This window comes from Phenylobacterium kunshanense (genome assembly GCF_003254525.1).
GTDB lineage: Bacteria > Pseudomonadota > Alphaproteobacteria > Caulobacterales > Caulobacteraceae > Phenylobacterium > Phenylobacterium kunshanense.
Window position 1 is genome coordinate 18439 of record NZ_QFYS01000011.1, and the last position, 26579, is coordinate 45017.

Sequence of the window (26579 nt, forward strand, 5' to 3'; positions counted from 1 at the left end):
CGCCGCGTCCTCAATAGATGGCCATGTCGGGGTCGAGCCCCAGGAGGTCGCGGCCCAGGCGCTGGGTGGCCACGTCGTAGTCCGAATAGGCGTGGGCGCCGGCCATGTTGGCGTCGCGCCACAGGCGCTGCATCTCGTTGTGGCTGAACCACGCCGAGCCGCCGGAGCCGCTGAAGAGGATGTTCACGGCCTCGATGGCGGTCCGGGTGGCGTAGGCCTGATTGGTCCGCCACATCGCCAGCTCGGCGGGCGAGGGCAGCCGGCCGCTGCGGCTGCGCGAGGCGATCTCGCGCCAGTCCTGGGAGAGGGTGGCGTAGGCCGCGCGCACCATGTGGGAGGCCTCCGCCAGCCGCATGTAGGCCGGGGCGCTCTCGGCCACCCTGGCGCCGGTGTAGGCGCGCGCCCGGCCGGCGATCTTGTCGCGATAGACCTCGAGGAACCGGCGGGCGACGCCCACGGCCACCGCGGAGAAGCCGAACGAGAAATAGGGCACGAAGGCCGCCCGGTAGATGCCGCCGTCGTGCAGGCCGAAGCCCTTCGAGGCGCCGGTGTTCATGGCGATGATCGAGTCGATGCGGTGGTCGGGGACGAAGGCGTCCCTTACCTCCAGCGTCTTGCTGCCCGTGCCGCAGAGGCCGGCCACGTGCCAGTCATCGACGATCGCATAGTCGCCGCGCGGCACGAGGGCGTAGAACGGAAGCATCATGCCGCCCATCTCGGCCACCGGCATGCGGAAGCCGAGGCAGGCCCACTGGGCGTGGTCGCAGCCGCTGGACCAGCCGAAGCGGCCCGAAAGGCGCACGCCGCCGGGGACGGGGACCGCCTCGTTGATCGGGGCCACCGAGGAGGAGACCAGGGTGTCGGGCTCGCGCCAGACCTCGTCCTGGACGTCCTTCGACATCAGCGCGAGGCCGTGGGCGTGCTGGGCCAGGAGGCCCGCGACCCAGGCGGTGGACGCGCAGGCGCCGGCGATGTCGACGACGACCGGACAGTACTGCTCCGGGCTCAGCTCCAGGCCGCCGTAGGCCAGCGGCTGCAGCGCTCGCGTGAATCCCGCCGCCTTCAGGAGTCGGATGTTCTCGTCCGGCACGCGCCGGTCCGCCTCGGCCTTGCCGGCGTTGGCGGCGATGGTGGGGAGCAGGGCCCGCACCCGTTCGCGCATCTCCTCGCCCCGGCGCACCTGTTCCGGATCGGGCAAGACGTAGTCCTGCGTGACCTGGTCGCCGCCGAGCGCGGCCGCTCCATCGGCCATGGCCGTTTCCTCCCTTGTCGCGCGGCCTGCGTGGTCGCGTCTTGTATGATCGTTCAAGTAGGCCTTGTTTGAGCGATCATACAAGATCAAAGATGCGGGACGGACGGACGCCGAAGCCGCCGGGAGGGAAGAATGCCGTATTTGATGGTCGCCGCCTCGCACTCGCCCCTGCTCGACTTTCCCGCCCGGGAAAGCCCGTCGGTGGTGAACATCCGGGCGGCGCTGGACGCGACCCGGGCCCGGATCGAGGCGTTCGACCCCGACCTCGTGATCCTGTTCGGCGTGGATCACTACGGCGGCCAGCACATGGACTGCATGTCGTCCTTCTGCGTGGGCGTGGAGGCGACGGCGCTGGCGGACGTGGGCGGCACGCCAGGGCGGCTGGACGTGCCGCGCGACCTGGCGGTGGCGGCGGTCAGGGCCATCCGGGCGTCCGGCGTCGACACGGCCGTCTCATTCGCGATGGACGTGGACCACGGGTTCTCCCAGGCGCTGACGCGATTGCTGGGCGGGGTGGACCGCTATCCCGTGCTGCCGATCTTCGTGAACTGCATCCAGCCGCCGTTCAGCCCCTATGCCCGGGCGCGCGCCCTGGGCGCGGCGGTGGGCGAGTTCGCGCGAGGCCTGGGCGACCGGCGCATCCTGTTCCTCGGCAGCGGCGGCCTGGCTCACAACCCGGCGGCCCTGTTCCCGCCCATCGACGCCGTGCAGCCCGAGTGGCGTCCGTACATCCTGCACGGCAAGGCGCAGGCCGACGTGCCGCAGCAGGCCTGGATCGACTACGAGATCCAGGCCCACCGGATGGGCGCCCAGATGCTGGCCCAGGACCAGGTGACGCCCGAGATGGCCGGCCTGAAGGACGCCTGGGACAAGGCCTTTCTGGCGACCTTCTGCGGCGGCGACCTGTCGGTCTTCGACGGGTGGGATCCCGAGCAGGTGATGGACGAGGCGGGAATCGGGGCGGTGGAGACCCAGTCATGGGTGGCGGCCGGCCAGGCCATGCTCACCGCGTCCGGCGCCGCGCCGCGGGCGATCTTTCAGGAAGTCTCCAAGGAGGTCGGGATCGGATTCGGGATCGCTGAGGCCGGACCGGCGTAGGACGCGCCGGATCAGCCGCCGCCGAAGGGGGCGCGGGTCTCCAGGTCGGCGAGGGCCAGCAGCAGCTCGTCGGTAGAGAACGGCTTGCAGAGCGACAGGTCGGCGCCGAGCTTCTCGGCCAGCCGCAGGAGGTCGAGCGCTCCCATGCTGCCGCGGCCCGACATGGCGAGGATGCCGGGGCGGGGGCAGCGGCCGCGGATCGCGTTGATCAGCTCCACCCCGTCGCCGCCGGGCATCATGATGTCGGTGAGGATCAGGTCGGGGGTGATGCGGGCGATGACCGAGAGCGCCTCGGGTGCATCGCCGGCCTGGTCGACGTCATAGCCGTTGGCCCGCAGGGTGCGCGACAGGGCCGTCCGCAGCGCGTCGTCGTCGTCGACGATGAGTATCCTGATCGGCACGTCGGCTCCTCGACGTGGAGTTGTAGAACGGGCCGGCGCCCGCTGTCACCCCGCTCCTTGTGGATAACACCGTAAACGATTGTGGGGGCGATGGAAAAGGGCCGGCGCTTCAGTAGAGCAGGAACGGCGCGCGGGCCTCGGCCCAGGCGGCTTCGTCCGGCAGGGTCAGGGCGTCGAGGTCGGCGGGCGTGGCGGCCGGGTCGTCGACCCATTCGCGCAACAGCGGGCCGCCGTTGATCACGTCGATGGCGAGCTTGCCCAGCTCGTATTCGTAGGGGAAGTCTCGCCAGAGCGGGTAGTCGGGCTGGAGGCGGCGGATGGCCTTGAAGGCCAGGGACTGCAGCCGCCAGGGGCGGAAGGCGTCGTGGTCGTAGGCCGGGCCCTCGGTGTGGATCATCACCCCCGCGCAGAGCTGGCCCACGTGCTTGTGGAAGGTGGGCTCGAACCAGCAGTCGCGCAGCGTGCAGCCGTCGAGCCAACCGGGCGCGAGGCTCCGCATCTCGGCGATCACCGCGCGGGCGTCGATATCGGGGGCGCCGAACAGCTCCAGCGGGCGGGTGGTGCCGCGGCCTTCGGAGAGCGTGGTCCCCTCCAGCATCACCGTGCCGGCGTAGGCGCGGGCCATGAAGAGGTTGGGGGCGTTGGGGCTGGGGTTGACCCACACCCGCTCGCCCAGCGGCCAGCCGTAGCCCGGGGCGGCTGCGGGCGCCCAGCCCTCCATCTCGATGACGCGGTACTCGACATCGAGGCTGAAGGTGCGGATGAACCACCAGCCGAGCTCGCCGAGGGTCATGCCGTGGCGCATGGGCATGGGGCCGGCGCCGACGAAGCTCTCCCAGCCGGGGCGCAGGGTGAGGCCCTCGATAGGCCGGCCGGCGGGGTTGGGACGGTCCAGCACCCAGACGGCCTTGCCGTGTTTCGCGGCCGCCTCCAGCACGTAGAGCAGGGTGGTGATGAAGGTGTAGATGCGGCAGCCCAGGTCCTGCAGGTCGACCAGCAGGACGTCGAAGGTCTCCATCGAGGCGTCGGTGGGCCGGCGGACCTCGCCGTAGAGGCTGAAGATCGGAATGCCGTGGACCGGATCGGCGAAGTCCGGGCTCTCGACCATGTTGTCCTGCTTGTCGCCGCGCAGGCCGTGCTGCGGCCCGAAGGCGGCCGTCAGCTTGATGTCCGGGCAGGCGGCCAGGGCGTCGAGCGAATGGGTCAGGTCAGCCGTGACCGAGGCGGGATGGGCCAGCAGCGCGACCCGGCGGCCGGCAAGGGGAGCGCGGAGGGCGGGGTCCGCCAGCAGGCGGTCGATGCCGAATCTCATGGCCCCGAAATTGGGGGAAGTTCGAGCACAAAGCCATCGGCGTGGTGGAAGTCCGGCCGCGCGGCGGGATGGCGCAGGGACCAGTAGGAGATGCTGCCGTCCGCGGCCTCGATCACGGCGGTGACGGCCACCTGCCAGGGGAGGTCGGAAGGGAGGTCGAGGGTCCAGGCGGCGGCGAGGTCGAACGTGTCGCCGTCTCGGTCGGTGGTGACGTGAGGCGCGGGGACGTCGGCGTTGGCCATCCCTTCGCGGTAGCCGTCGAACCGGTAGGCCGCCCAGGGCCCGCCGGGCGAGAGGTTGAGCTCGCGGTAGCCGGGCGCGCCGGGCAGGCGGACGAAGGCCTCCAGGCACGTGCGGCGCCAGAGCTCGTCGGTGCGAGCGGGCGGGGCGGTGGGCGGCAGGACGAGCCCGTCGGTGACGCCGGAGAGGCGGTGGCGGAGCTGCAGGACGTTCGGCGCGGGGCGCGCGGCCTCGACGGTCAGGCCGCCGAGGACGCGGCAGGGGAAGTCCGGATGGGGCTGGAGGTCGTGGCGCACGGGGGTGGAGGGTAGCGGTGGCGGGGTGTTTCGCAAATCGCGAGCCTCCGCTCTCGATGTCATCCCGGTTTCGCGCAGCGAAGACCGGGATCCAACCCACAGCTTGCGCAGAGGTCGAGCGACAGGTTCGGCCAGGGACGTGGAGCCTGTCCGGCGCGGGTGGGGTGCTGGAGCGGGTTGGGTCCCGGTCTTCCGCCTGTGGCGGAAACCGGGATGACACCGAGGAGGATCTAATTCCCGGCGACACGCCGCACCGCCGCGCCGCGCTCGTACCAGCCCTTGCTGGCGTTCACGATGGCGACGACGGAGAGCATGACGGGGACCTCGATGAGGACGCCGACGACGGTGGCGAGGGCGGCGCCGGAGGTGAGGCCGAAGAGGCTGATGGCGGCGGCGACGGCGAGCTCGAAGAAGTTGCTGGCGCCGATCAGGGCCGAGGGGCCGGCGACGCAGTGGGCTTCGCCCGCGGCGCGGTTCAGCAGGTAGGCGAGGCCGGAGTTCAGATAGACCTGGATCAGGATCGGGACGGCCAGGATGGCGATGACCAGCGGCTGCTTCAGGATCTGTTCGCCCTGGAAGCCGAACAGCAGGACCAGGGTGGCGAGGAGCGCGGATAGCGACAGGGGCTGGATGCGGGCGAGGGCGGCGGACAGGGACGCCTCGCCGCCGCGGGCCAGCAGGGCGCCGCGCAGGGCCTGGGCGATCACCACCGGCACGACGATGTAGAGGCCGACCGACAGCAGCAGGGTCTGCCACGGCACGGTGATGGCCGAGAGGCCGAGCAGGAGGCCGACGATGGGGGCGAAGGCGACGACCATGATGGTGTCGTTCAGCGCCACCTGGCTGAGGGTGAAGTTGGGCTCGCCCCGGGTGAGGTTGCTCCAGACGAACACCATGGCGGTGCAGGGGGCGGCGGCCAGGATGATCAGGCCGGCGATGTAGCTGTCGATCTCGCCCGCCGGCAGCCAGGGGCGGAACAGCCAGCCGATGAAGAGGGCGCCGAGGGCGGCCATGGAGAACGGCTTGATGGCCCAGTTCACCAGCAGGGTGACGCCGATGCCGCGCCAGTGGCGGCCGACGGCGCCGAGGGCGCGGAAGTCGACCTTCATCAGCATGGGGACGATCATCAGCCAGATGAGGCCGGCGACCGGGAGGTTGACCTTGGCCACCTCGGCGGCGGCGATGACCTGGAAGGCGGGCGCGAAGAAATGACCAAGGGCGATGCCGGCGACGATGCAGAGGCCGACCCAGAGGGTCAGGTAGCGTTCGAAGACCGGCATGGCCGGCTTGTCGGCCAAGGCTTCAGATGTCACCGGCGCGCTCCGGCTGGTCGGCGGCCTGGCCGATCTCGCGCAGCTTCGCCTGCAGCGACAGGCGGTCGAGCTTGTCGAAGGGGAGCTGGATGAAGGGGGTGATGCGGTTGCGCAGCATCCGGGCCGCCTCGGCGAAGGCGAGGCCGATCTCGGCCTCCGAGCCCGTGGCGGCGGCCGGATCGGGGATGCCCCAGTGGGCGGTCATCGGCTGGCCCGGCCAGATCGGGCAGACCTCGCCGGCGGCGTTGTCGCAGACGGTGAAGATGAAATCGATCGGCGGCGCGTCCGGCCCGGAAAACTCGTCCCACGACTTGGAGCGGAAGTCGGCGATGTCGTAGCCGAGGCCCTTCAGGATCGGCGCGGTGTGCGGATTGACACGGCCGGTGGGGAACGAGCCGGCCGAGAAGGCGCGGAAGCGGCCCTCGCCCAGACGGTTCAGCAGGGCCTCGGCCATGACCGAGCGGGCGGAGTTGCCCGTGCAGAGGAAGAGGACGTTGTAGGGGCGATTGGTCATGGCGGGCCTCAGCAGCTGCGACCTTCGGCGCCGCAGGCGCGGCTGGCGACCTCGGCAAGGGGGGCGCAGATGGCGGCGTTGCCGGCGCAGCAGTCTTCCATGAGGAAAGCGAGCAGCTCGCGCATGCGGTCGTAGCCAGCGGTGTAGATGATCGAACGGCCCTCGCGGCGCGAGGCGACGAGGCCGGCGCCGGCCAGGATGCCGAGGTTGGTCGAGAGCGTGTTGGGCAGGCTGCCGGTGAGACGGGCGATCTCACCGGCGGCAAGGCCCGCGTCGCCGGCCTTGACCAGGAGGCGGAAGACCTCGAGGCGGCCCGGATGGGCGAGGGCGGCGAGGCCGCCGACGGCGTTCTGAGTTTCCATGGTTCGGGATTGCCAGAAGTCTCGAACGCCGCCAAGCGACCGTTTTGTGACAGCTCGGCTCAGCAGCAGGCGCTGACGGCCGCCGGGGTCTCGGCCTTGGCGGGCTCGGCCTTGGGGCCGCAGCAAGCGCCGCCGGTGGCCTGGGCCTCCAGCGCAGCCTGGGCCTCCAGCGCAGCCTGGGCCTCGTCCTCGCCGTAGGTCGTCGCCTCGCCGAAGGTGTAGAAGGTCTCCCACCGCACGCCGGCCGGGTCGGCGACCCAGCTCTTGTCGGAGCGGGCGTAGCAGCAGGTGGTGGCCTCCTCGTCGAAGGTCTGGGCGCCGGCCGCCTTCAGGCGCGAGGACAGCTCGGCGAGCTCGGCGGTGCTGTCGACCTGGATGCCCACGTGGTCGACGCCGGCGGCGCGGTCGCGCTGGGAGATGGCGAAGTTCACCCGCGGATCGTCGAGCATCCACTTGGCGTAGTCGTCCTTCACCACCGTGGGGGCGGCGCCGAACAGCGTCTCGTAGAACTGGATGGATTGGGTGAGGTCGGGCACGCTCACGTGCAGGTGCAGGCGCTTCATGGTGGCCATCTCCGTCGTTGATGTGTCATTCTATATTTCGGGAAAAATGGAAATGTCAAGCGGGGCGCGATGACGGGGTTGAAGGTGCGGCCGGCTCGCCGCGAGGACGCGGCGGCGATCACCGAGATCTACAACCAGGGCATCGAGGACCGGATCGCCACGTTCGAGACCGAGCCCCGGGCGGTGGCCGCCATCGAGGCCTGGTTCGACACGGCGCTGGCGATCGTGGTGGTGGAGGACCCGGCCGGCGAGGTGGCGGGCTATGCGGTGGCCCATCCCTATGCCGACCGCTGCTGCTACCGCGGGATCGGCGAGTTCTCGGTCTATGTCCGGCGGTCGCACCGCGGGCACGGCGTCGGCGCGGCGGCGATGGGGGCGCTCATCGAGGCGGCGCGGGAGAAGGGGCTCTGGAAGCTGTTGTCGCGGGTTTTCCCGGAGAACCGGGCCAGCCTGGCGCTGATGGCGCGGATGGGGTTCGAGGAGATCGGCGTCCACCGCAAGCACGGCAAGCTGGAGGGGGTCTGGATGGACACCGTCATCGTCGAGCGGCTGATCCCGGAGAACCTGGATTAGCCTTCGGGTGGCCGGCTGCTGTCGAGCTCGGGATGCTTCTCGACGAGGTCGGCGCGATCGTCGGCGAGGGCGTCCCAGTGCGCGGCCATCTGGAGGAGCTGGTCGCGCTGGTCGGCGGAATCCATCTGGGCCGCCAGGACGCGGCATTCCCGGGCGTGTTCGCGGTACTCGGAAGCTTTCTTCATGGCCGCCCCATCTACGCCGGCGTTCCGTCGACGCAAGCGTGGCCGCAGGTGGTCGGTCGGCGCCGAAGGCTGCGACGAAGGGACGCCTGGGCCATCCACAGGTTGAGCGCCACGTTCACCGCCTCGAAAGGCTGCGACGTTTACCGTGTTCGATGGCGCCCTAGGGGCCCGACACTAAGGAAGCGCGCGTGAGTCAGGGCACAGCTGCGGCGAGGGACGAGGCCTTCGCCCTCATCGCCGAGCAGATCAGCGACGTGCTGGTGCGCGTCGATCGTGCGGGAACCGTCACCTACATCTCGCCGGCGATCCGCACCTATGGGTGGGAGCCGGAAGAACTGATCGGGACCACGGGCTTCGACCTCGTGCACCCTGAGGATCGCCCCCACTTCGTCGCCAACGTGGCCGCCCTGCTCGAGGGCAAGGCCGATCCTCTGGCGGGGCGGGAGCACCGGATCCTGCGCAAGGACGGCGGCTGCTACTGGGCCCAGGGCAATCCCCGGGTCCTGACCGACGACACGGGCGCTGTCTGCGGCTTCGTGAACATCTTCCGGGACGTGACGGCGCGGCGCGAGATGGAGGCGCGGGCGCGCGAGCAGGCCGAGCTGTTCGAGGCGGCCTTCCGCCATGCGCCGATCGGCAAGGCGCTGGTGGCGCTGGACGGTCGGTTCATGCGGCTGAACGCGGCGTTCTGCCGGGTCGCCGGCCGGACCGAGGCCGACATGCTGGCGCGGGATTTCCAAAGCATCACCCACCCGGACGATCTCGCAAACGACCTGGATCATCTCAGGCGTCTTCAGTCGGGCGCCATCGGCAGCTACGACGTGGAAAAACGCTACATCCGGCCCGGCGGCGAGACGGTCTGGGTGCGACTCACAGTGACGGCGGTGCGGGGGGAGGACGGCTCGCCGCTCTACTACGTCTCGCAGATCCAGGATCTCACCGCCGAGCGGGAGGCCGAGGCGGCGCTGAAGGACAGCGAAGCCCGCTACCGCCTGATCGCCGACAACATGAGCGACCTGGTGATCCGGATGGATCGCCGCGGCCGGATCAACTGGGTTTCGCCGTCGGTCCAGGCCTATGGCTACGCTCCGGAGAGCCTGATCGGGCGACGTGTCGTGGAACTGATCCACCCCGACGACCTGGCTGGGCTTCGCGCCGCTCGCAAGGCGACGGGAGGCGCGGCGCCCGAGGCCGGGTTCGAGATGGACCGGCAGCTCCGGTACCGCACGGCCACCGGCCAGTGGGTCTGGCTGGAGGGCAATCCGCGGATCATCCGAGACGACGCCGGCCGGGCGGTTGGCGCTGTGAACGTGCTGCGCAACGTAACCGAGCGGCGGGCCCAGCAGGAGCTGTTCGCCGCCGCGTTCCAGCATGCGGCCATCGGCAAGGCCGTGGTCGACATGGACGGCCGGTTCCTGGAGGTGAATCGCGCGCTCTGCGAGATGCTCGGTTTCAGCGAGGCGGAACTCCTGACGCTGAGGGCGCCGGACCTGGCCCACCCGGACGAGGCCGGACGCGCCTCGGGCAAGTTCGAGCGGCTGGCGGCGGGCGAGATCGAGGCCTACGCCATCGAGCGCCGCTACCGCCGGGCGGACGGCGGATACATCTGGGTCGAGCTGACCATGTCGCTGGTGCGGCATCCCGACGGCTCCCCCAAGCATCACGTGGTCGAGGTGCAGGACCTGACCTCGCGGCGGGCGGCGGAGGCGGCCCTGCGCGAGCGCGAGGCGCACTATCGCCTGATCATCGAGAACACCTCGGACATGATCATCGTGACCGGCCTGGACGGGCGGTCGACGTACGTCAGCCCGAACGTGCGGTTCCAAGGCGCCGCCGTCGAGGACGTCGAGGGCAAGTCGTTCAGGGACTGGGTCCACCCGGAGGATGTCGCGACGGTCATGCGCGCGTTCGGCCAGCTGCTGCGGGACGGCGGCTCAACGCGCGTCCGGTGGCGGGCGAAGACCTCGGCGGGGGGCTGGACCTGGTGTGAGTCGAACGCCACCCTGGTCCGCGACCCGACCACGGACGAGCCGACCGGTTTCCTGGACGTGATCCGCAACGTCCAGAAGCAGGTGGAGCAGGAAGCCGAGATCGCGGCGGCTCAGGCGCAGGCGGAAGCCGCCGCCGCGGCCAAGTCGCAGTTCCTGGCCAACATGAGCCACGAGATCCGCACGCCGCTGACCGCCGTGCTGGGGTTCACGAATCTCCTGCGCGAGCTCGATCTGCCCGACCCCGCGGGGGGCTACGTGAAACGTATCGCCGGGGCCGGAAACGGGCTGCTGGCGATCGTCAACGACATCCTGGACTTCTCGAAGCTGGAGGCCGGCAAGTTCGAGATCCGGCCGCGGCCGACCGATGTGGCCCAGGTCTGCGAGGAGACCCTGCAGCTCTTCTCGACCCAGGCCGGGGAGAAGGGGCTGGAGCTGCGCTTCGACCTGCGCGCCGGCCTGCCCCGCGCGGCCATGCTGGACGGCGACCGGCTGCGGCAGATGCTGATCAACCTGATCGGCAATGCGGTGAAGTTCACCGACGACGGGGCGGTGGCCCTGACGGTGGGGCCCGGCGAGGGGCCGGGAACCGTGGCGGTCGAGGTGGCCGACACGGGGCCGGGCCTGGACGCGGAGTCGCAGGCGCGGCTGTTCCAGCGTTTCGAGCAGATCGACGGCGGCATGACCCGCCGGCACGGCGGCACTGGGCTGGGGCTGGCGATCAGCCGGGGCATCGTCGAGGCGATGGGCGGCGCGATCGGCGTCGTCAGCACGCCCGGCGAGGGGGCGACCTTCCACGTGGAGCTGCCGGCGCCGGCGGCCGAGCTGCCGGAGGCGCTTGCGGGCGAAGGCGAGGTGGTCTCGATCGACGGGATCCGGGTGTTCGTGGTGGACGACAACCCTGCCAACCGGGAGCTCTCGCGGCGTATCCTGGAAGTCGCCGGCGCCGAGGTGGCCGAAGCCGCCGACGGGGCGGAGGCCGTGGATCGGCTGGCGATGCTGCCCGTGGACGTGGTGCTCATGGATCTCAGGATGCCGGTGCTCGACGGGCGCGCGGCGCTGAGGCGGCTTCGCTCGCAGCCCGGGCCCAACCAGGACGTGCCGGTCCTGGCCTTCACCGCCGACGCGGACGTCGCGGGCGAGGACGACCTGGCGGGCTTCGACGGGCTGGTGCGCAAGCCGATCCAGCCGCTCGAGATGTATGCGGCGATCGCGGCGGCCACCCAGTGGCCCGGCGCGGAGGAGGAGGGGATGGCGCATGCAGCCCATTGAGCGCCGCGCCCGACGGGTGCTGGTGGCGGACGACGAGCCCTTCATCCTGGAACTCATCGTCACGCGGCTGGAACTGGCGGGCTACGAGACGCGCGCCGCGCGGGACGGGGCGCAGGCGCTGGATCGCCTGTCCGACTTCCGTCCCGAGGCCATGGTGCTGGACATCAACATGCCCAAGCTGGACGGCTTCGCCGTGCTCCGGAACATGCGCGCCCAGGGCCTGACCGACAAAGTGCCGACCATGGTGCTCACCGCCCGCAACGCCGCGGAGGACGTGGCGTCGGCGATCCAGCTCGGCGCGAAGGACTATCTGTCGAAGCCGTTCCGGGACGATCAGCTCATCGCCAGGGTCGGTCGGCTGTTCGCCCGGGCCCGGCCGGGAGCCTGACCGAAGACCTGACGGCGGTCAGGTCAGATATTCGTGGTCGGTGTCAGCGCCCAGGCTGAGCTCGAAATCCTGCAGGACGTCCATCAGCTGCATCACGTTGGCGGCCAGGGGGCGCCCGCGGGGGAACTGGTAGCGCCAGTAGGTGGCGATGTGGCTGACGAGGCCGCAGCCCTCGCCCAGCGACAGGAACATCTCGGGCGACTTGAGCAGGAAGTCGCGGAAGGCGGGCGCGTTGCCCTCGCCGGTAAGCTGGGAGAAGACCTGGTCGTAGACGCCCAGCTGGTTCATCACCGTCTTGACCTGGCGCTCCATCTTCTGGCGCAGGCGTTGCTTGAGCTGTTCCAGCTCCTGGGCGGTCTCGGCGTCGACCGGGCCGATCACCTTGACCTTGTTGAGCTCGCTGAAGACCTGGCGGATATCGGCCCAGAGGCTGTTCAGCACCCACTTGTAGTAGAGGAAACCCTTCCAGGCGAAGATCCCCTCCCTGTAGTGCTCCCGCTCCAGCCGCAGGGTCAGGCGCAGCGGCTCGAGCCGCTCATCTGTCCGCGCGGAGAGCAGGGCTTCGACGAGACGGGCGACGTTGCCCTCCATGCCGTCCACGTCGCGGTAGGCCAGCTCGATCAGCTTGGCGATCTCAGACCCCACGAACCGCTGCATCTTGGCCAGATCGGGCGCCGAGATCTCGAAGTGGCTGGGGCTGATGTCGAAGCCCCGACGCTTCATGTGCTCGCGCAGGAGGAAGGGGTCGAGCGACGGCAGCTCGTCGATGGCTTCCAGGACGGCCACGTCGCGGGGGAAGTCCGGGTAGTCGCCCCGGAGCTCCTCGAAGATGTCGAGCCAGCCGCGCTCGTTGACGAACAGGGACCGTCCGCCCAGGCCCAGGTCCGAACGCTCGAACGGAATTATCAGCTTGGTGGCGGTGTAACGCAGCCGATCGAACGCCTCGCGTTCGGAATCGCGCAGACGGTGACGGACGATGACCGAGCCGTTCAGGGTCTGGGCGACGAAGAACGGCGACGCCTCATGCTCCGGGTTGTCGGCGTTTCGCGCCGCCAGGGCCGCGAGGTTCAGCACGCGGCTGGTGGAGGCGGTCTTCTCCAGGCCTCGAAGGCTGCGGTATGTGCGGTCGGTCGACTTGCCCACGTCAGCTTACCAGGCGTTCCTACGCCTTCCCCACGAGCCGGCCCCCCGCCGACGATACGCCGCCCAAGGCGAGCGGCTGCGCGAAGAATCAGACGATTCGACTCCCCGCATCATCGAACCGCGGCGTCCCATGAGAATGGTTACCCACTTTGGGGCGGCATGGTCCATCCGTCGCCGATTCGCCTCACGCTCGCATAACATTGTTGCGCAATCTGCGCGCGCGAAGCGTCGGCCTTGCGTCCGAGCGGCATCCCGAACAGGTTGCGCGCCTGGATTCTCCCCGGGGGCGCAGGATGAGCTTGGGACGGGCGGTGCTGGCTGGCGCGGTGTGGCTTGCGGGGGGGCTGGCGGCCGCCCAGGAGGCTCCAACGTTTCCGGCGTCCCTGGAGCGGGAGCCGCTGCTGGCCTGGCTGCAGCGAGAGACGGACATCATGCCCGAGCGCGTGATCGCGGTGACGCCACAGGCGGTGACCTCGGTCGTCTCGACGTTCCCGGCGAGCGGCGCGCAGGGCCCGCGACTGGTGATCCGGGCCGAGGCGCTGAACGCGGAGTCGCATGCGCGGGCGGGCGCCCTGTCATGGCACGTATCGATCAGCGCCGACTGCCAGGGGCGGCGCGTGCGGCTGGGCGACACGACGGGCTATCCGCAACGCAACCTGCTGGGCGAGCGGATGCTCCTGCGTTCGGGCGACGCGGACTGGCGGACGCCCGACGCGGGCACGGCGTTGGACTTCGCATGGCGCGCCGCGTGCGATCCCAAGTTCCAGGGTCCGTTCCAGTCGGCCCGGATGAGGGTGGCGCAGGCGGACGGGCCCATGGTGACGGCCCCGCCTCAGGCGCCGGCGCCCGTCGCGGAGGTGTCTCCGGCGATCGCAACGCCGCCGCCGGCCGCGCCACGTCCCGACCCGGCGCCGGTGGCCCGTGGCGGCATGGTGGCCCAGGTGGGCGCCGGCGCCTCCGAGGCCGAAGCCCGGGGGCTGCTCGTCGCGCTGGAATCGGTCACCGGCGGGCGGCCGACCTGGGTGGAGCGCGCGGTCGTCGGCGGCCGGACCTGGCACCGCGCCGTGGTCGGCGGGTTCTCGAACGCCGCGGAGGCGGGCCAGTTCTGTGCGGGCCTGAAGGCGGCGGGGCGCGACTGCTTCGTCCGCCCGGGGCGCGGCGGCTAGCTCCCGCGCCTGCGGTTCAGCAGCCAGCGGCCTGCGAGGATCAGCACGCAGACCACGAGCAGTACGCCCACGATGGCCCGCGCGGCGTCGATCAGCAGGCCCACCACCGCCAGGGCCACCATGGCGGCCAAGAGTATCGCGATCCATCGTCCCATGGCTTTCGCAACGGGCTTCAAGCTTGGGCGTTCCAGCCTGGGGCCGCGAAATCGCCACAGCGGCGCCTATGTAAGGCATCCGGCGCATCCGCTCGCCCGTATCAACCGGAATGACCCGGACGGATCGGGGGACGCTGCCGAATTCGAGGTGATCGATCCCATCCATGGCGCCTGACGAGGCGCCGGCCTGATGGGGGCGCCTCGTGGTCGAAGGGATCGGGGACGAGCCATGCTGGCCGTGCTGAGACAGGCGCTGACGAATCCGGCGACCGGGCCGATCGCCCTGGCCGTCGCCGTTGCGTTGGCCGTCGCGCTGGGAGTTTCCGCCAGCCACTGGGAAGCCGAGGCGGCCCGGTACGAGGCGCGGATCCGGGAGCTGACGCAGGCGTCCGAGCGCGCGGGGACGACCTTCAAGGCCGAGCTTGCCGCCTGCCGTGCGGCGGGCGCGGCGCGGGAGGAGGCCCAGGCCGCGCGGTACGCGGCGGCGCCCGGCGCCCCGGCGGGCGCGCGCCGCCTGCTGGAGCAGCAGCCCGAGGGCATCGACGCTTGCGCGCGCATGGAGAGCGCCGACCGCGCGGTGCTTTCGAACCTGAAGCCATGAGCCGACGTGTGCGCGCGATCCTGCTGACGGCCGCGGCGGCGATGACGCTGAGCGCCTGCCAGAGCCTGCGGGGGGGAAAGCCGCCGCCGCCGCCTCTGCCGCCTCCTCCGCCGCCGCCGCCGGTGGTGACGCTGCCCAAGCCGCAGCCGGCGCCGCCTCCGCCGGCCCCGCGAAGCTGTGTGCCGCGGACCCTGCCGGGCCCGCCGCGCTATCCTGACTCCGACGCGGCGCTGCGCTCGGCGCCGGGCGCGGCCGACCGCTACCAGCTCATGGCCGCCGGCCGGATCCTGCGCCAGCAGCGGCTGGAGGAGCTGGAACGGGTGATCGCGGGCTGCCGCGAGCCGCGATAGGACCGGTTCCGGTCGGCCACCGGCCCTGGGGGGCGCTACGTTTCAGCCCGCTACAAAGAAAGACGCCCCGGGACCAGCCCGGGGCGCAGTGTGAGGCGATCCGAACGGTGGCGGATCAGAAGCGGCGCTGCAGCTCGACGCCGTAGGTCCGCGGGGCGATGTAGGACACCGTCTGGTTCACGAAGCCCGTGTTCGGCCCGGTGTTGACGCGGGTCGAGGTGACGCCCGCCGAACCGCGAGAGTCGAAGACGTTCTTCACGTAACCGATCACCGTCCACTTGCCGTCGTGGTCGTTGAACAGCAGGCGCGCGTCGGTCTGGTCGTAGGATTTCACGCGATTGTAGTAGCGGTTGAAGATCGAATAGTAGGTCGCGTCCCGCCAGACATAGGTCAGCGACGCCGACAGGTTCCCGGGCTCCAGCTCCCAGGTGTAGTTGGCGTTGATCGTGAACCGGTGCGGGGTCGAGGAGGGCAGCTTGGCCCCCTTCAGGTCCTGGTTCAGGGCCGCGGTCGGGCTGGCGAGCTGGGCGGGCGTGTTGCCGGCCAGCTTGGCGCCCGGGACCAGGCCGCGCGGGTCTTCCGAATCCTGGAAGCAGCAGGCCTCGCGGATCTCGGCGTTCAGGTACGAGTAGTTGGCCAGGATCTGCAGGTTGTCGATCGGCTGCCAGGTGGTTTCCAGCTCGAAGCCGATGACCCGCGCCTTGGGCAGGTTGAAGAACGAGCTGACGTTGGTGTTCGTCACCGGGTTCAGGCCCGAGATCGGGATCTGGATGTCCTGGTAGTCGTAGAGGAAGGCCGAGGCGTTGGCCTGGAAGCGGCCGCCGAAGGTCTTCTTGGCCCCGACCTCGTAGGCGTCGATCGTCTCCTTGTCGGTGCTGACGTTCGCCTGCAGCGTCGTGGTGCCCGAGTTGAAGCCGCCGGCCTTATAGCCCCGCGTGAACTTGGCGTAGACGAGGGTGTCCGGATCGGGCTTCCAGTCCAGGCCCAGGGTGCCGCTGATGGCGTCCCAGCTCTCCTTCAAGCCACGGTGGCGCAGCCCGGTGGTCGGGTCGGTGAAGGCCGGCAGATAGACCGCCGGATCGGTGCTCGTGCCGGGCGAGGCCACCGCCGTCACGTCGACGGCGCGACCCGTCACCCGCGAGATCGGGCAGGTGGCGGTGTAAAGACAGAAGAGACGGGCGCTCTCGAACGAGCGCTTCTGGTCGTAGGTGTAGCGCAGGCCGGCGGTGGCCTTCAGCTCCTCGGTGAACTCCCAGTCGACCTGGCCGAAGACCGCGTAGGACTTGCTGACGTTCTCGGACGAGCCATAGGCGTAGCGCCGTTCGGGGTTCGGCGCCGCCGGCGTGAGCTGGGTGGCCGGATTCAGCGAGAACAGGGTGGGGTTCTCGAAGCCCGGATTGTCGGGGTAGCGGGCGTCGGAGAGCGTGTAGTTCGACCCCTCGCGGAACTGGTAGAGGCCGATGAGCCACTGCACCGGACCCTCGTAGGTCGAGGCGAAGTTCAGCTCGTTGGAGAACCACCAGACCTCTTCCTGGTACTGGTTGTTGCGGCGGGGGAAGTAGGGCCGCGCCACGCCCGGCAGATTGAACGGGGCCTGACGCGACGTGCCGTCCAGGTCGGTCTGGAGTCGGTAGTCGTAGTAGGTCATGCCGCCGATGTACTTCACGTCGACGTTGTCGAGGTGCAGCACGGTCTCGAGCGTGTAGGTGTTGCTCTCAAGGTTGATGTAGTTGCCGTCGTCCGTGTCGAAGCAGAGCTGGCAGGTGTTGCCGGGCACGGAGGAGCTGAGGCCGAAGGCGGCGGCGTTCGGCGTCAGGCTGGCCTGGAAGGGCGAGGTGACGTCGCGCAGGCCGTAGATCGCGCTCGTTCGGCCGCCGGGGCCCCGGCCCAGGGAATGCCACTCGGTCGTGGACGCCTTCAGCCACCACTCCAGCTTCTCGTCGGCCAGGCTGCCGTCGAGCTGGCCTTCGACGGTCCAGTAGGCGCCGCGGTTGCCCTCGTCCTTGGCCTTGGGGTCGGGGTTCAGGTTCTCGAACGTGCCGTCGCCGATGTGGCTGTAGGACGCCGCGACCCGGCCCCGAACCGTGCCGAACAGCGGACCGGACATGGCCGCCTCGGCGGCCTTGTTGTCGTAGTTGCCATAGCCGCCGCGGACCTCGCCGTAGAAGTCGTCGGTCGGGCGCTTGGAGACGATGTTCAGGGCGCCGCCGATGGCGTTGCGTCCGTACAGGGTGCCCTGGGGCCCGCGCAGCGCCTCGGTGCGCTCGATGAACAGGGAGGACTGGGCGAAGGCCGTCACCGACGAGGTGTAGAAGCCGTCGTTGTACATGGCCACGCCGCCCTCGGAGGAGCGGTTGTTGGTGAAGCGGCCGATGCCCCGCATGTTGATGCGGTCGTTGTTGGTCGAATAGGCCAGACCCGGCGTGAAGTTGGTGAGGTCGGCGACCGAGTTGATGCCGACCAGTTCCCGGCGCTCATCTGTGAACGCGGACACGGCCACCGGCACGTCCTGAAGGGACTGCTCCCGCTTCTCGGCGGTGACGACAAGCTCCTCGATCACGTTGACGTCCGCGCCGGCCTGCGCGTGCGCCGTTGTCGAAATCGCGGTCAGCGCACAGGCGCACGACAGCAGCCAGGTTTTCCTGGAACCCATGACGTATTCCCCCAAAGCCCATTTTGAACAGCGCCTTTGGCGGCGCTTGGATTCGAATGTCCGGCATGGTGGCGGCGGCGTCAATGCGTGTAGCATTCCGGAAATTCAAATTTCGCCGAGACTGTCGAAATGGCGACACGGTTTCGTGCGGGCAATCGGCGAACCGCGGCTTCACCACGGAACGCGGGCGAGGGCTGGCCACGAAGACCGGTGCGGGGCAGGCTGCGAGCCGGAGGGCGCGGCATGGCGGGCTACCGGCGAAGGCTGGAACGGGATCTGGACCGGTGGATCGGCGCGGGGCTGGTGCCCGCCGACAACCGCGCAGCGATCCTGGACAGCGTGGGCGAGGCGCGGCGGCTGGACGCCGCCACGGTCCTGGGGGTCATCGGCGGCCTCATGGCCGGGGTGGCGGTGATCGCCTTCGTGGCGGCGAACTGGTCGGCGATCCCGCGCGTCGCGAGGTTCGCGCTGATCCTGGCGGCGTTCCTGGGCGCGGCGGGTGGCGCGGCCTGGAGCGGCGCGCGGAACCGGCCCGTGGCGAGCCAGGTGCTGCTCAGCGTGGCGGCGCTGGTCTTCGCCGCCGCCATCGGCCTGACGGGCCAGATCTTCGACATCGCCGGCGATCCGCAGGCGGCGCTCAGGATGGCGGGGCTGGCGGCGGTGCTGCTGGCTCTGGCCGGCGGCTCGCCCTGGCCCGCGGCCATCGGCCTGCTGTTCATCGGGCTGGGCGATTTCGCGGGCCGGACGCTGTTCGGCGAGCGAGGGCCCTGGGCCGGGTGGCTGGTGGTCGCCGCACCCCTGGCGGCGGCGGGCGCGCTACGCTGGCGCTCGCCGGCCCTCGCCCACGCCGCCGGCCTGGCCGCCGTCGTCGCGGTGATGACGTTGAGCGAGGCCCTGCGGGTTCGGGCGGAGCTGACGTTCCTGGCCGCCTCGGCGGTCCTGGCGCTCGCCGCCGCCGGCCTGCGCTGGGCCCGTGACCGGTTCGAGGGGCCGGCGGGCGTACTCTACGGCTGGTGCGTCTGGGGCGCGCTGGCCTGGTTCGGCGCCGCCGGCTTCGGCGATGAGTTGCGGGGCGTCGTCCACTCCATCGCCTGGCTGGCCCTGTCGGCGTCGGTGGTGGTGCTGGGGCGGCATGAGCGGGGCGCGGCGGTGACGGCGGCGGGCGTGGTGGGCCTGTTCGCGGCGGGGGCGACCCTGCTGTTCAACATGGGCGTTGGCCTGCTGACATCTGCGGCGGTGTTCGGCGGGTTGGCGGTGGTGGCGCTGGCGATCGCCTTCGCCATGCGTGCGCGGAGGGCGGCATGAGGATCCCTGGTGCGCCGGTCCGCATCGTCATCGCCGCCGGGCTGCTGGCGGCGGGGCTCGTGGGCCTTGTTGTCCGCGAAGGCGTCGCGCGGGCCGCAGGGCAGGAGGTGCGGCTGGCGATGCAGGGCTACGATCCGCGCGCCCTGCTCACCGGCCACTACGTCCGGTTCCAGCTTCGCCATGATCTCCCGGGGGGAACGCGTTGCCCGCCAGTGTCGGCCGCGGGCGCCAGCGTGCGCGACGGCTGGGTCGCCCTGCGCCGGGAGGGCGTCCGCCACGTTCCCGCCGGGGCCGCCGTCAGCCGCGCGGAGGCGCTGAAGCTGGGAGACGTGGCGGTGCGCGGGGTGCTGACCTGCGAATCCGGGCCGGTCCTGCGGCTACCCGCCATCGGCGTCGAGAGCCAGGAGAACAACACGCTGCGGCTCGACGTCGGGATCGATCGCATCCACCTGGACCAGGCCGAGGCCGAGGCGATGGAGCGCCAGCTCAGCCGCTTCACGCCGGACGCCCCGGTGGAGGCCGACGCGATCGTCTCGGTCGGCCAGGACGGCAAGGCCCGGCTGAAAGGCGTCGTGGTCGCCGGCCGGCGGACCGACCTCGACTGGTTCTGAGCGCTATTCCGAGAGGTCGACCGCTTCGGGTTTGCGCCCCTCGGACTCGGCCTTGCGGGCGCCGGCGAGGATACCGGGGAGGGAGTAGTTCCCCTCGTGGCAGGCGTACTCGTACATCGGTCCCTTGGCTGCGTTGAGCGGCATCTCGGCGGTCCAGGGACGGGTGTAGACGGTCGGGTCCTCGACGGTGAAGGCATAGAGGATCTGGTCAGGCGCGATGCGGGTGAAGCGCTCGGTGACCTTGGCCGCGGGCGACAGGAAGAGGCTGGCGCCGAAGTAGGGGCGCAGGGACTCGCCGGGCTGGAAGCCCACGGTCTCGACCACGAGGGTGTCGCCCTCCCACCAGCCGACGGAGTCGCCCATCCAGGTGCGGATGTGCCCGGGCGGACGGCTGCGGTCGGCCAGGCGGACGATACGGGCGTCGTGGTTCATCTCGACGACGATGACCACGTGATCCTTCGCCTGCTGGATCTGGTAGTGGTTGTTGTAGAGGACGTTGAGCATCGGCGGGCCGGCGGTGGAGCCGAAGCCGAGGATGCACCGCTCGCCCAGCGGACGGGCCTCGGGGCCGTCGAAGGTGTTGCGGACCTTGTTCAGGGTGTCCTGGTAGAGCTTCCAGCCCTCGGGACGGTAGGGCAGCCGACCGTCGGCCGGGTCGACCAGCCAGGAGGTGCGCACCTCGCCGCGGATGCGGCCCATGCGCGTGCCGGGATCGATCCAGAACGAATTGTACCCGCCCGGGTCGTCGCCCGCCTTGGGCGCCGGAGCGTTGGGGTCCGAGGGCTTGTTCTGAGCCTCCATCATCCTTGCCCGCATGGCCTCGGCGGCCTTGGCCTGGGCGTCGGTGATGGTGAGGGTCTTGTAGTGGGGCGGACGCTCCAGGCTGGTCAGCGAGGCGTTGGTCCAGACCCCGCCGAAATCCGGCTGGCCGAAGGCGTTGCGGGGGGCCTTGTAGGCCGGCTGAGCGTGGGCCGTGACGGCGAGGAGCGCGGCGGCGAAGGCGAGGGCTAGCGTGCGCATGTCTCAGGTCTTCCGCTCGGCCAGCGCAGCGTAGACGGCCGCGGGGGAGATGTCGCGGACGGCCGGCGTGCCACGGCCGGGGATCGATCCGTCCAGATTCTGGATCATGCCGACGAAGACGATGTCGTGAGTAGGGTCGATCCAGAACCAGGTGCCGAACGCGCCGCCCCACCAGTAGCTGTCCTGGCCGTGGGGCAGGCCGCTTTCGGCCGGGCGCTCGTGCACGGCGAAGTCCATGCCGAAGCCCAGGCCCTTCTGCACCGGGCCATAGAGATCGACGCCGACGCCCTGCTGCAGGACGCTCTTGCGCATCAGCTTGACGGTGTCGGGCTTGAGGATGCGGGCCCCCTCCAGTTCCCCGCCCTGCAGCAGCGCCTGGCAGAAGCGGTAGTAGTCCGGCGCGGTGGAGACGAGGCCGCCACCGCCGGAGAGGAATCGGGGCGGTGAGGTGCGGATCGGGAAGTCGGCGGCGACGATCTTCCCGGCCGGGTCGTACGTGTGCATCCTGACCACGCGGGCGGTCTTGGACGGATCGACCCAGAACTGGGTGTCCGGCATCTTCAGCGGCGTGAAGATGTGGTCCTGGAGGTAGCGGTCGAGGGACTTGCCGGAGAGCTTCTGGACCACATAGCCCTGCAGGTCGACGCAGGGGCCGTAGGCCCAGTCCGTGCCGGGCTGGCTGACCAGCGGCAGCTTCGCCAGCTTGTCCACCATGCCCTGGAGGTCGGTCTCGCGCAGATTGTCCTTCTCGTAGACCGAGCTGACTCCGAAGCCGGCGGTGTGGCTCATGAGCTGGGCCATGGTCATCGGCCGGGCCTGATCCGCGAGGCCCGCGTCGGTCTTCACCTTCAGGCCCGCGAACTCGGGGATGTGCTTGGCGACCGGGTCGTCCAATTTCCAGCGGCCCTGTTCCCAAAGCTGCATCATCGCCACGCCCACCACCGGCTTGGTCATCGAGGCGATACGGAAGATCGAGTCCGTGGTCATCGGCGCCGGCGCCGAGGCGTCCTGCCGGCCGTAGGCGTCGAGGTTCACCACCTTTCCCTTCCGCGCGAGCAGGGTGACCACGCCGGCCAGCTTCTGCTGGTCCACGAGGGCATGCATCTTCGCGTTGAGATCGGCGATCCCCGCTGCCGTGAAGCCCGCCGAGGCGGCAGGTTGCACCGCGATCTTCGCCCAGGCGGGCAGGGCGGCCGAGGCGCCGAGCCCCATCGCCCCGAGCATCAGCGTGCGCCGGTCAAACACCGTCATGGCCGTTTCCCCCATGTTGCCGGTCCGCCTCGCGCGGACTCTTACCGTCGAGCATCCCCGACTTTCGAACTTTCGACCAGAGGTGTTGCGGCGATGTTTCGGGTGGAGAGGGCGGGGGGCGCGCACTAGTGTCGCCGGGTAGCTCGGGGGAGTCGCCGGTGGCGGGGATCAGAACGGTCGAGGCGCCGGTGAAGCGGCCGCTGTGGACGCAGCTCTATCTGCAGGTGCTGGTCGCCATCGCGCTGGGCGCGCTGATCGGCCACTTCGCGCCGGCGACGGGCGAGGCGATGAAGCCGCTGGGCGACGCCTTCATCAAGCTGGTGAAGATGATCATCGCCCCGGTGATCTTCCTGACCGTGGTCACCGGCATCGCGGGCATGCGCGACATCGGCAAGGTGGGCGGGGTCGCGGCCAAGGCCTTCGCCTACTTCATCACCGTGTCGAGCTTCGCCCTGGTGGTGGGGCTGATCGTGGCCAATGTGGTGCAGCCGGGTTCGGGGATGCACATCGACCCCGCCACGCTGGATGCGGAGGCGGTCAAGGGCTACGCGGCCAAGTCGCACGACATGACCATCACCGGGTTCCTGATGGACATCATCCCGGAGACGGTGGCTGGCGCGTTCGTGGGCGGCAATATCCTGCAGGTGCTGTTCTTCTCGATCCCGTTCGGCCTGGCGCTGGCTATGATCGGCGAGCGGGGCGAGCCGGCGCTGACGCTGCTGAACTCGGTGGGCGAGGCGTTCTTCCGGCTGGTCGCGATCTTCATGCGCGCCGCGCCGATCGGGGCGCTGGGCGCCTTCGCCTTCACGGTCGGCAAGTACGGCATAGCCAGCATCGCCAGCCTGGCGGCGCTGGTGGCCACGTTCTACGCCACCTCGCTGCTGTTCGTCCTGGTGGTGCTGGGCGCCATCGCGGCGCTGAACGGCTTCTCGATCCTGAAGCTGATCCGATACCTGAAGGAGGAGCTGTTGCTGGTGCTGGGCACCAGCTCCTCGGAGGCGGCGCTGCCGTCCCTGCTGGAGAAGATGGAGCGGGCGGGGGCGGCCAAGCCCGTGGTCGGGCTGGTGGTGCCGACGGGCTATTCGTTCAATCTGGACGGCACCAACATCTACATGACCCTGGCGGCGCTGTTCATCGCCCAGGCGCTGGGGATCGAGCTGTCGCTGGGCGAGCAACTCCTGCTGCTGGGCGTGGCGATGTTGAGCTCGAAGGGCGCGGCGGGGGTGACGGGCGCGGGGTTCATCACCCTGGCGGCGACGCTGCAGGTGGTTCCGAGCGTGCCGGTGGCCGGCATGGCGCTGATCCTGGGCGTGGACCGGTTCATGAGCGAGTGCCGCGCGCTGACCAACTTCGTGGGCAATGCGGTGGCGACCCTGGTGGTCTCACGCTGGGAGGGGCAGCTGGACCGCACGCGGCTGGCGTCGGCCCTGAACGGCGAGCCGCAACCCGTCGCGGCGCCGCCTGTCGAAACGGACGAGGATTAGCCGACGGCGCGCTTGAGGATCGCGGGCCGGCGGGCGGCCGCGCAGCGCTTGATGGTGGCCATCAGTCCGGCCACCAGGATCGGTTTGGAGACGAAGTCGTCGAAGCCCAGCGCGACGTACTCCGCCGGGCGGCGGGAATAGACATCGGCGGTCAGGGCGATCACCGGCACGTTGCGTTCCGGTCCGTTGGACGCCCTGAGGCGCTGGATGACCTCGATGCCGGTCATGCCCGGCATGTGGATGTCCAGCAGCATCACGTCGAACGGTTCGACCGACAGCCGTTCCAGCGCCTCGGCGCCAGAGCAGGCCATCACCGCCTGATGCCCGAAGGCTCCCAGGATCTCCTGCACGACGCGCAGGTTCATCGGATCGTCGTCAACGTGCAGGACCTTGAGGGGCCTGGCGTCTTCTCCCGGGATCGGCGGCACCGTTCTGGCTCCGAGGGGCGGCGCGGGGGAAGGCGCCCAACAGCCCTGAATTTGGAAGACCCGGTTTAAGGTAACGCTGACAAACGTCCTGAATCCACATTAACCGCGGCCGGCGAAGGTCAACCGTGAGGAGAAGCGCCGCCAAGCTCCAGTGGCGGCAAGTCACGCCACTGGTATCGCGTCCTGGTTGTGTGTGGAAGCTAGTTAAGCGCGCGGTTCAACTCAGCCGCTATGCTTGAGCAGCGTCAGATCAGCCGCGCCACGACCGCGATCAGGCCAAGCGCCGAGGCGGCAAGAGCCACCGTCTCCGTCAGTCTGAACCAGCGGATGGCGTAGCGGACTCGCATTCGGGTCTCCGGCGAAACAAGGGGACTCGCCACCCGGACAATCCCGCACTCGGGGGGAGGTGGGGTTGCGGGACTCGAGCCAGGCGTCTGGGGCATGCGCCGGTGGCCGGTCCGGGTGGCGAGATCTCTTAAAATCCAGTGTCTGTGAGTTTAGTAAATACTGGATATGGGAGTGTCAACTCTCCAGGGACGGTGGGCTGTGGGCCTTCGTCGAGCCGGGTGGTCAGGCCAGATCCAGCACCGGCGTCGCCTCGAGGGGCGCGGTGATGCGGCAGACGACGCCGGCCGCGTCGAAGACGAGGTCGGTCGTTCCGTCCAACTCGCCGGGCAGGCCCTGGGTCAGGAGGCGCGATCCGAAGCCCGAGCGGGCAGGCGGTGAGACGGCGGGGCCGTCGCGTTCCCGCCACTCGAGCGCGAGCCGCCTCACCGGCGCGCTGTCGTCCAGGGTCCAGGTGAGGTCCACGCGGCCGTTCTCGCCGGACAGGGCGCCGTACTTGGCGGCGTTGGTGGCCAGCTCGTGCAACGCCATCGCGAGACCCACCGCGGCGCGGGCGCACAGACGCGCGTCCGGGCCTTCGATCCGGATGCGGCCGTCCCCGCGTGTGGTGAAGGGGGCCAGGGCCTCCTGGGCGATCTCGTGCAGCGCGGCGCCCGACCAGTTCTCGCGCGTGAGGACGTTGTGGGCGGCGGAGAGGGCGACGAGGCGGGCGGTGAACAGGTCCATCGCCTGCTCGGGCGGGCGTCCCGAGCGCAGGGTCTGGCGGGCGATGGACTGGACCGAGGCGAGGGTGTTCTTCACCCGATGGTTCAGCTCGTTGATGAGCATCACCCGGCGCTCCTCGGCCTGCTTGCGCTCGTCGATGTCGATGGCCGCGCTGAGGGTCTTGATGACGCGACCTTCGCCATCGCGCTCGAACGCCACGGCGCGGTCGAGGATCCAGCGCCAGCCTCCGTCGCGCCGTCGCACCCTGAGCTCAAACTCGCTGACGTGACCGTCCGGGGTCGCGGCCAGCTCGCGCAGCCGGCGGCCGACGCTGGGGATATCTTCCGGATGGATCAGCGTGCCGATCAGGGTGGCGCCGCCCGCGACCAGCTCGTGCGGAGTGTAGCCGTACACCGGCTCGGTCAGGCCCGCGGCCCAGATGGCGCTGCCGGTGTTGAAGTCGAAGAGATAGATCGCCGTGGGACTGACGGCGGTGATCTGGGCGAGGCGCGCCTCATTCTCGCGGACGGCGCGGTCGAGGGCCCGGTGCTCGGTGACGTCATAGACGCTGGCCACGGCGCCCGTGATGCCGTTCGACCCGGTCCCGCGGGGGACGACGGTGAGTTTCAGATCCCGCGGCTCGCCGCTGGCGTCCCTGAGGACGAGCAGGTCCTCGAAGGTGGCGCCGGCCATGGCGGCCGCGAGCGGTTCGCGCATCGCCTCCCAAAGATCGGCGGAGACGGCGGTTTCCGGGGCGTCGCCCGAGGCCGGCGGCGGACGGGTCAGCCAGCGCTGCATGCCGCGATTGGCGTAGTCGATGACCCCGTCGCGGCTTACCGACATCACACCCCACGGCGCGGCGTCGGTCATCCGATAGAGGCTGGCGCGATCGATGGGCGGCTTGGCGGCCAGCAGCGCCTCGAGCTCGGCCACACGGGCGGCCAGCCGCGCGTTCTCGGCCTTCAACTCCTCGGACTGGGACATGGCGTCCGTGCACCCCAAGCCTGGACTACAGCTCAAGGTAGCGTCAGCCGGGCGTGCTGGCGAGCGCCTTTCCTGAGGTCCGGCCCGCTCGCTGGAGCGCCGCTATTTGGAGTTGCATCGCCTGCCGCATGAGGCGAGCCGCAGCGCCCTAGCAGGCGTAGCGTCGTTCAATGGTCACGCGGCGGCCGAAATAGGGGTCCCAGACCTTGTCGCGGGTGATGCAGGTGCGGGCGCCCCGGTACGGTTGGTCGTAATAGCCGTAGGCGCGGCCATAGGGCGGGCCGCCACGATAGTAGCGATCGGCGCGAGGGTCGTAGCTGTAGCTCCGGCCGTAGTATCCGCGGTCATAGTAGCCGCCGCGATCTCGCGAGCCGCTGGCCAGGGCCGCGCCGAGGGCGAGGCCGGCGACGCCGCCGATGATGGCCGCGGCGACCTCGTCGTCGTTGTCGCGGCCGCGATGGTGACGGCGCTCGGCGCTGGCCGGGCCCGCGGCGGCCAGGACGGCGCCGGCGGTGACCACGGCGGCCATGGCCGAGGCGATGAACTTGCGCATGGAAGCCTCCTACTCGTGAAGGCAGTTAGCGGTCGTTCACCCTGAACCCTGCCTGAATGAGGCCGTCA

General features: G+C 70.2%; 27 protein-coding genes. 10 read left to right on the forward strand and 17 right to left on the reverse strand.

Features of this window, described 5'->3' with window-relative positions:
- Positions 1–10: 10 nt before the first annotated feature.
- A complete protein-coding gene (locus tag DJ019_RS18750; protein WP_205854209.1) occupies positions 11–1252 on the reverse strand; it encodes an acyl-CoA dehydrogenase family protein in 1242 nt (413 codons plus the stop codon).
- 132 nt (positions 1253–1384) lie between these two features.
- Between DJ019_RS18750 and DJ019_RS18755 the strand changes: the two genes are divergently transcribed.
- Positions 1385–2350 (forward strand): DODA-type extradiol aromatic ring-opening family dioxygenase, encoded by a 966-nt coding sequence (locus tag DJ019_RS18755; protein ID WP_111277926.1) that lies wholly within the window; start codon positions 1385–1387, stop codon positions 2348–2350.
- An 11-nt stretch (positions 2351–2361) separates the two neighbouring features.
- Here DJ019_RS18755 and DJ019_RS18760 read toward each other — a convergent pair whose 3' ends face one another.
- From DJ019_RS18760 to DJ019_RS18790, 7 genes are all read right to left on the reverse strand, one after another.
- The gene (locus DJ019_RS18760; protein WP_111277930.1) at positions 2362–2751 is read right to left on the reverse strand and encodes a response regulator; all 390 of its coding nucleotides are present in this window, start codon (positions 2749–2751) and stop codon (positions 2362–2364) included.
- A gap of 109 nt (positions 2752–2860) precedes the next feature.
- Positions 2861–4063, reverse strand: coding sequence for an exo-beta-N-acetylmuramidase NamZ family protein (locus DJ019_RS18765; RefSeq protein ID WP_111277932.1), 1203 nt, complete (start codon positions 4061–4063; stop codon positions 2861–2863).
- Positions 4060–4635, reverse strand: a complete 576-nt coding sequence (locus DJ019_RS18770) for a DOMON-like domain-containing protein (protein WP_240606544.1) — start codon at positions 4633–4635, stop codon at positions 4060–4062. The genes DJ019_RS18765 and DJ019_RS18770 overlap by 4 nt, the downstream gene beginning before the upstream one ends.
- A 194-nt stretch (positions 4636–4829) precedes the next feature.
- Complete coding sequence (gene arsB, locus DJ019_RS18775; RefSeq protein ID WP_111278116.1) at positions 4830–5879, reverse strand: ACR3 family arsenite efflux transporter; 1050 nt, start codon at positions 5877–5879, stop codon at positions 4830–4832.
- A 22-nt stretch (positions 5880–5901) separates the two neighbouring features.
- Complete coding sequence (locus tag DJ019_RS18780) at positions 5902–6426, reverse strand: arsenate reductase ArsC (protein ID WP_111277936.1); 525 nt, start codon at positions 6424–6426, stop codon at positions 5902–5904.
- 8 nt (positions 6427–6434) lie between these two features.
- The gene (locus DJ019_RS18785) at positions 6435–6788 is read right to left on the reverse strand and encodes an ArsR/SmtB family transcription factor (protein ID WP_111277938.1); all 354 of its coding nucleotides are present in this window, start codon (positions 6786–6788) and stop codon (positions 6435–6437) included.
- A 59-nt stretch (positions 6789–6847) separates the two neighbouring features.
- Positions 6848–7351 carry an ArsI/CadI family heavy metal resistance metalloenzyme gene (locus DJ019_RS18790; RefSeq protein WP_111277940.1) on the reverse strand — a complete coding sequence of 168 codons (504 nt, stop codon included), beginning with the start codon at positions 7349–7351 and terminating at the stop codon, positions 6848–6850.
- Positions 7352–7420: 69 nt separating this feature from the next.
- Between DJ019_RS18790 and DJ019_RS18795 the strand changes: the two genes are divergently transcribed.
- Complete coding sequence (locus DJ019_RS18795) at positions 7421–7924, forward strand: arsinothricin resistance N-acetyltransferase ArsN1 family A (RefSeq protein ID WP_111277942.1); 504 nt, start codon at positions 7421–7423, stop codon at positions 7922–7924.
- Here the strand turns inward: DJ019_RS18795 and DJ019_RS18800 are convergent.
- On the reverse strand, positions 7921–8109 hold the full coding sequence (locus DJ019_RS18800) for a hypothetical protein (protein ID WP_111277944.1): 189 nt from the start codon (positions 8107–8109) through the stop codon (positions 7921–7923). The two genes, DJ019_RS18795 and DJ019_RS18800, sit on opposite strands and share 4 nt — an antisense overlap.
- A 188-nt stretch (positions 8110–8297) precedes the next feature.
- On the opposite strand from DJ019_RS18800, the gene DJ019_RS18805 reads away from it, so the two are divergent.
- The gene (locus DJ019_RS18805; protein ID WP_111277946.1) at positions 8298–11369 is read left to right on the forward strand and encodes a PAS domain S-box protein; all 3072 of its coding nucleotides are present in this window, start codon (positions 8298–8300) and stop codon (positions 11367–11369) included.
- A complete protein-coding gene (locus DJ019_RS18810; protein WP_111277948.1) occupies positions 11356–11757 on the forward strand; it encodes a response regulator transcription factor in 402 nt (133 codons plus the stop codon). Before DJ019_RS18805 ends, DJ019_RS18810 begins: the two co-directional genes overlap by 14 nt.
- Positions 11758–11775: 18 nt before the next feature.
- On the opposite strand, the gene DJ019_RS18815 is transcribed toward DJ019_RS18810, so the two are convergent.
- Entirely contained in the window at positions 11776–12900 is a 1125-nt protein-coding gene (locus DJ019_RS18815; protein ID WP_111277950.1) for a hypothetical protein, read from the reverse strand.
- Positions 12901–13193: 293 nt separating this feature from the next.
- Between DJ019_RS18815 and DJ019_RS18820 the strand changes: the two genes are divergently transcribed.
- A complete protein-coding gene (locus tag DJ019_RS18820; protein WP_111277952.1) occupies positions 13194–14066 on the forward strand; it encodes an SPOR domain-containing protein in 873 nt (290 codons plus the stop codon).
- Here DJ019_RS18820 and DJ019_RS21060 read toward each other — a convergent pair.
- Positions 14063–14221: a hypothetical protein gene (locus DJ019_RS21060; protein WP_165844080.1), complete on the reverse strand. Its 159-nt coding sequence runs from the start codon at positions 14219–14221 to the stop codon at positions 14063–14065. The genes DJ019_RS18820 and DJ019_RS21060 overlap by 4 nt on opposite strands.
- Before the next feature lie 229 nt (positions 14222–14450).
- On the opposite strand from DJ019_RS21060, the gene DJ019_RS18830 reads away from it, so the two are divergent.
- Both DJ019_RS18830 and DJ019_RS21280 read left to right on the forward strand, forming a co-directional pair.
- Entirely contained in the window at positions 14451–14822 is a 372-nt protein-coding gene (locus DJ019_RS18830) for a hypothetical protein (protein WP_111277956.1), read from the forward strand.
- On the forward strand, positions 14819–15172 hold the full coding sequence (locus tag DJ019_RS21280; protein ID WP_205854210.1) for a hypothetical protein: 354 nt from the start codon (positions 14819–14821) through the stop codon (positions 15170–15172). Before DJ019_RS18830 ends, DJ019_RS21280 begins: the two co-directional genes overlap by 4 nt.
- A 115-nt stretch (positions 15173–15287) precedes the next feature.
- On the opposite strand, the gene DJ019_RS18840 is transcribed toward DJ019_RS21280, so the two are convergent.
- Positions 15288–17825, reverse strand: a complete 2538-nt coding sequence (locus DJ019_RS18840; RefSeq protein ID WP_165844081.1) for a TonB-dependent receptor — start codon at positions 17823–17825, stop codon at positions 15288–15290.
- A 243-nt stretch (positions 17826–18068) separates the two neighbouring features.
- Here DJ019_RS18840 and DJ019_RS18845 point away from each other — a divergent pair, with 243 nt between their 5' ends.
- Together DJ019_RS18845 and DJ019_RS18850 are read left to right on the forward strand one after the other, a co-directional pair.
- Positions 18069–19130 (forward strand): DUF2157 domain-containing protein, encoded by a 1062-nt coding sequence (locus tag DJ019_RS18845; protein ID WP_165844082.1) that lies wholly within the window; start codon positions 18069–18071, stop codon positions 19128–19130.
- Positions 19127–19741, forward strand: a complete 615-nt coding sequence (locus tag DJ019_RS18850; RefSeq protein WP_111277962.1) for a GDYXXLXY domain-containing protein — start codon at positions 19127–19129, stop codon at positions 19739–19741. Before DJ019_RS18845 ends, DJ019_RS18850 begins: the two co-directional genes overlap by 4 nt.
- A gap of 3 nt (positions 19742–19744) precedes the next feature.
- Here DJ019_RS18850 and DJ019_RS18855 read toward each other — a convergent pair whose 3' ends face one another.
- Both DJ019_RS18855 and DJ019_RS18860 read right to left on the reverse strand, forming a co-directional pair.
- A complete protein-coding gene (locus tag DJ019_RS18855; protein ID WP_111277964.1) occupies positions 19745–20761 on the reverse strand; it encodes a hypothetical protein in 1017 nt (338 codons plus the stop codon).
- Between the two features lie 3 nt (positions 20762–20764).
- A complete protein-coding gene (locus tag DJ019_RS18860) occupies positions 20765–22012 on the reverse strand; it encodes a serine hydrolase domain-containing protein (RefSeq protein WP_240606545.1) in 1248 nt (415 codons plus the stop codon).
- Between the two features lie 158 nt (positions 22013–22170).
- On the opposite strand from DJ019_RS18860, the gene DJ019_RS18865 reads away from it, so the two are divergent.
- Complete coding sequence (locus DJ019_RS18865; RefSeq protein WP_420849890.1) at positions 22171–23496, forward strand: dicarboxylate/amino acid:cation symporter; 1326 nt, start codon at positions 22171–22173, stop codon at positions 23494–23496.
- Here the strand turns inward: DJ019_RS18865 and DJ019_RS18870 are convergent.
- The 3 genes from DJ019_RS18870 to DJ019_RS18880 form a co-directional block, all read right to left on the reverse strand.
- Positions 23493–23924, reverse strand: coding sequence for a response regulator (locus DJ019_RS18870; RefSeq protein WP_111277966.1), 432 nt, complete (start codon positions 23922–23924; stop codon positions 23493–23495). The genes DJ019_RS18865 and DJ019_RS18870 overlap by 4 nt on opposite strands.
- A gap of 570 nt (positions 23925–24494) precedes the next feature.
- The gene (locus tag DJ019_RS18875) at positions 24495–25958 is read right to left on the reverse strand and encodes a sensor histidine kinase (RefSeq protein WP_111277968.1); all 1464 of its coding nucleotides are present in this window, start codon (positions 25956–25958) and stop codon (positions 24495–24497) included.
- 148 nt (positions 25959–26106) lie between these two features.
- Entirely contained in the window at positions 26107–26511 is a 405-nt protein-coding gene (locus DJ019_RS18880) for a hypothetical protein (protein WP_111277970.1), read from the reverse strand.
- Positions 26512–26579: the final 68 nt, after the last annotated feature.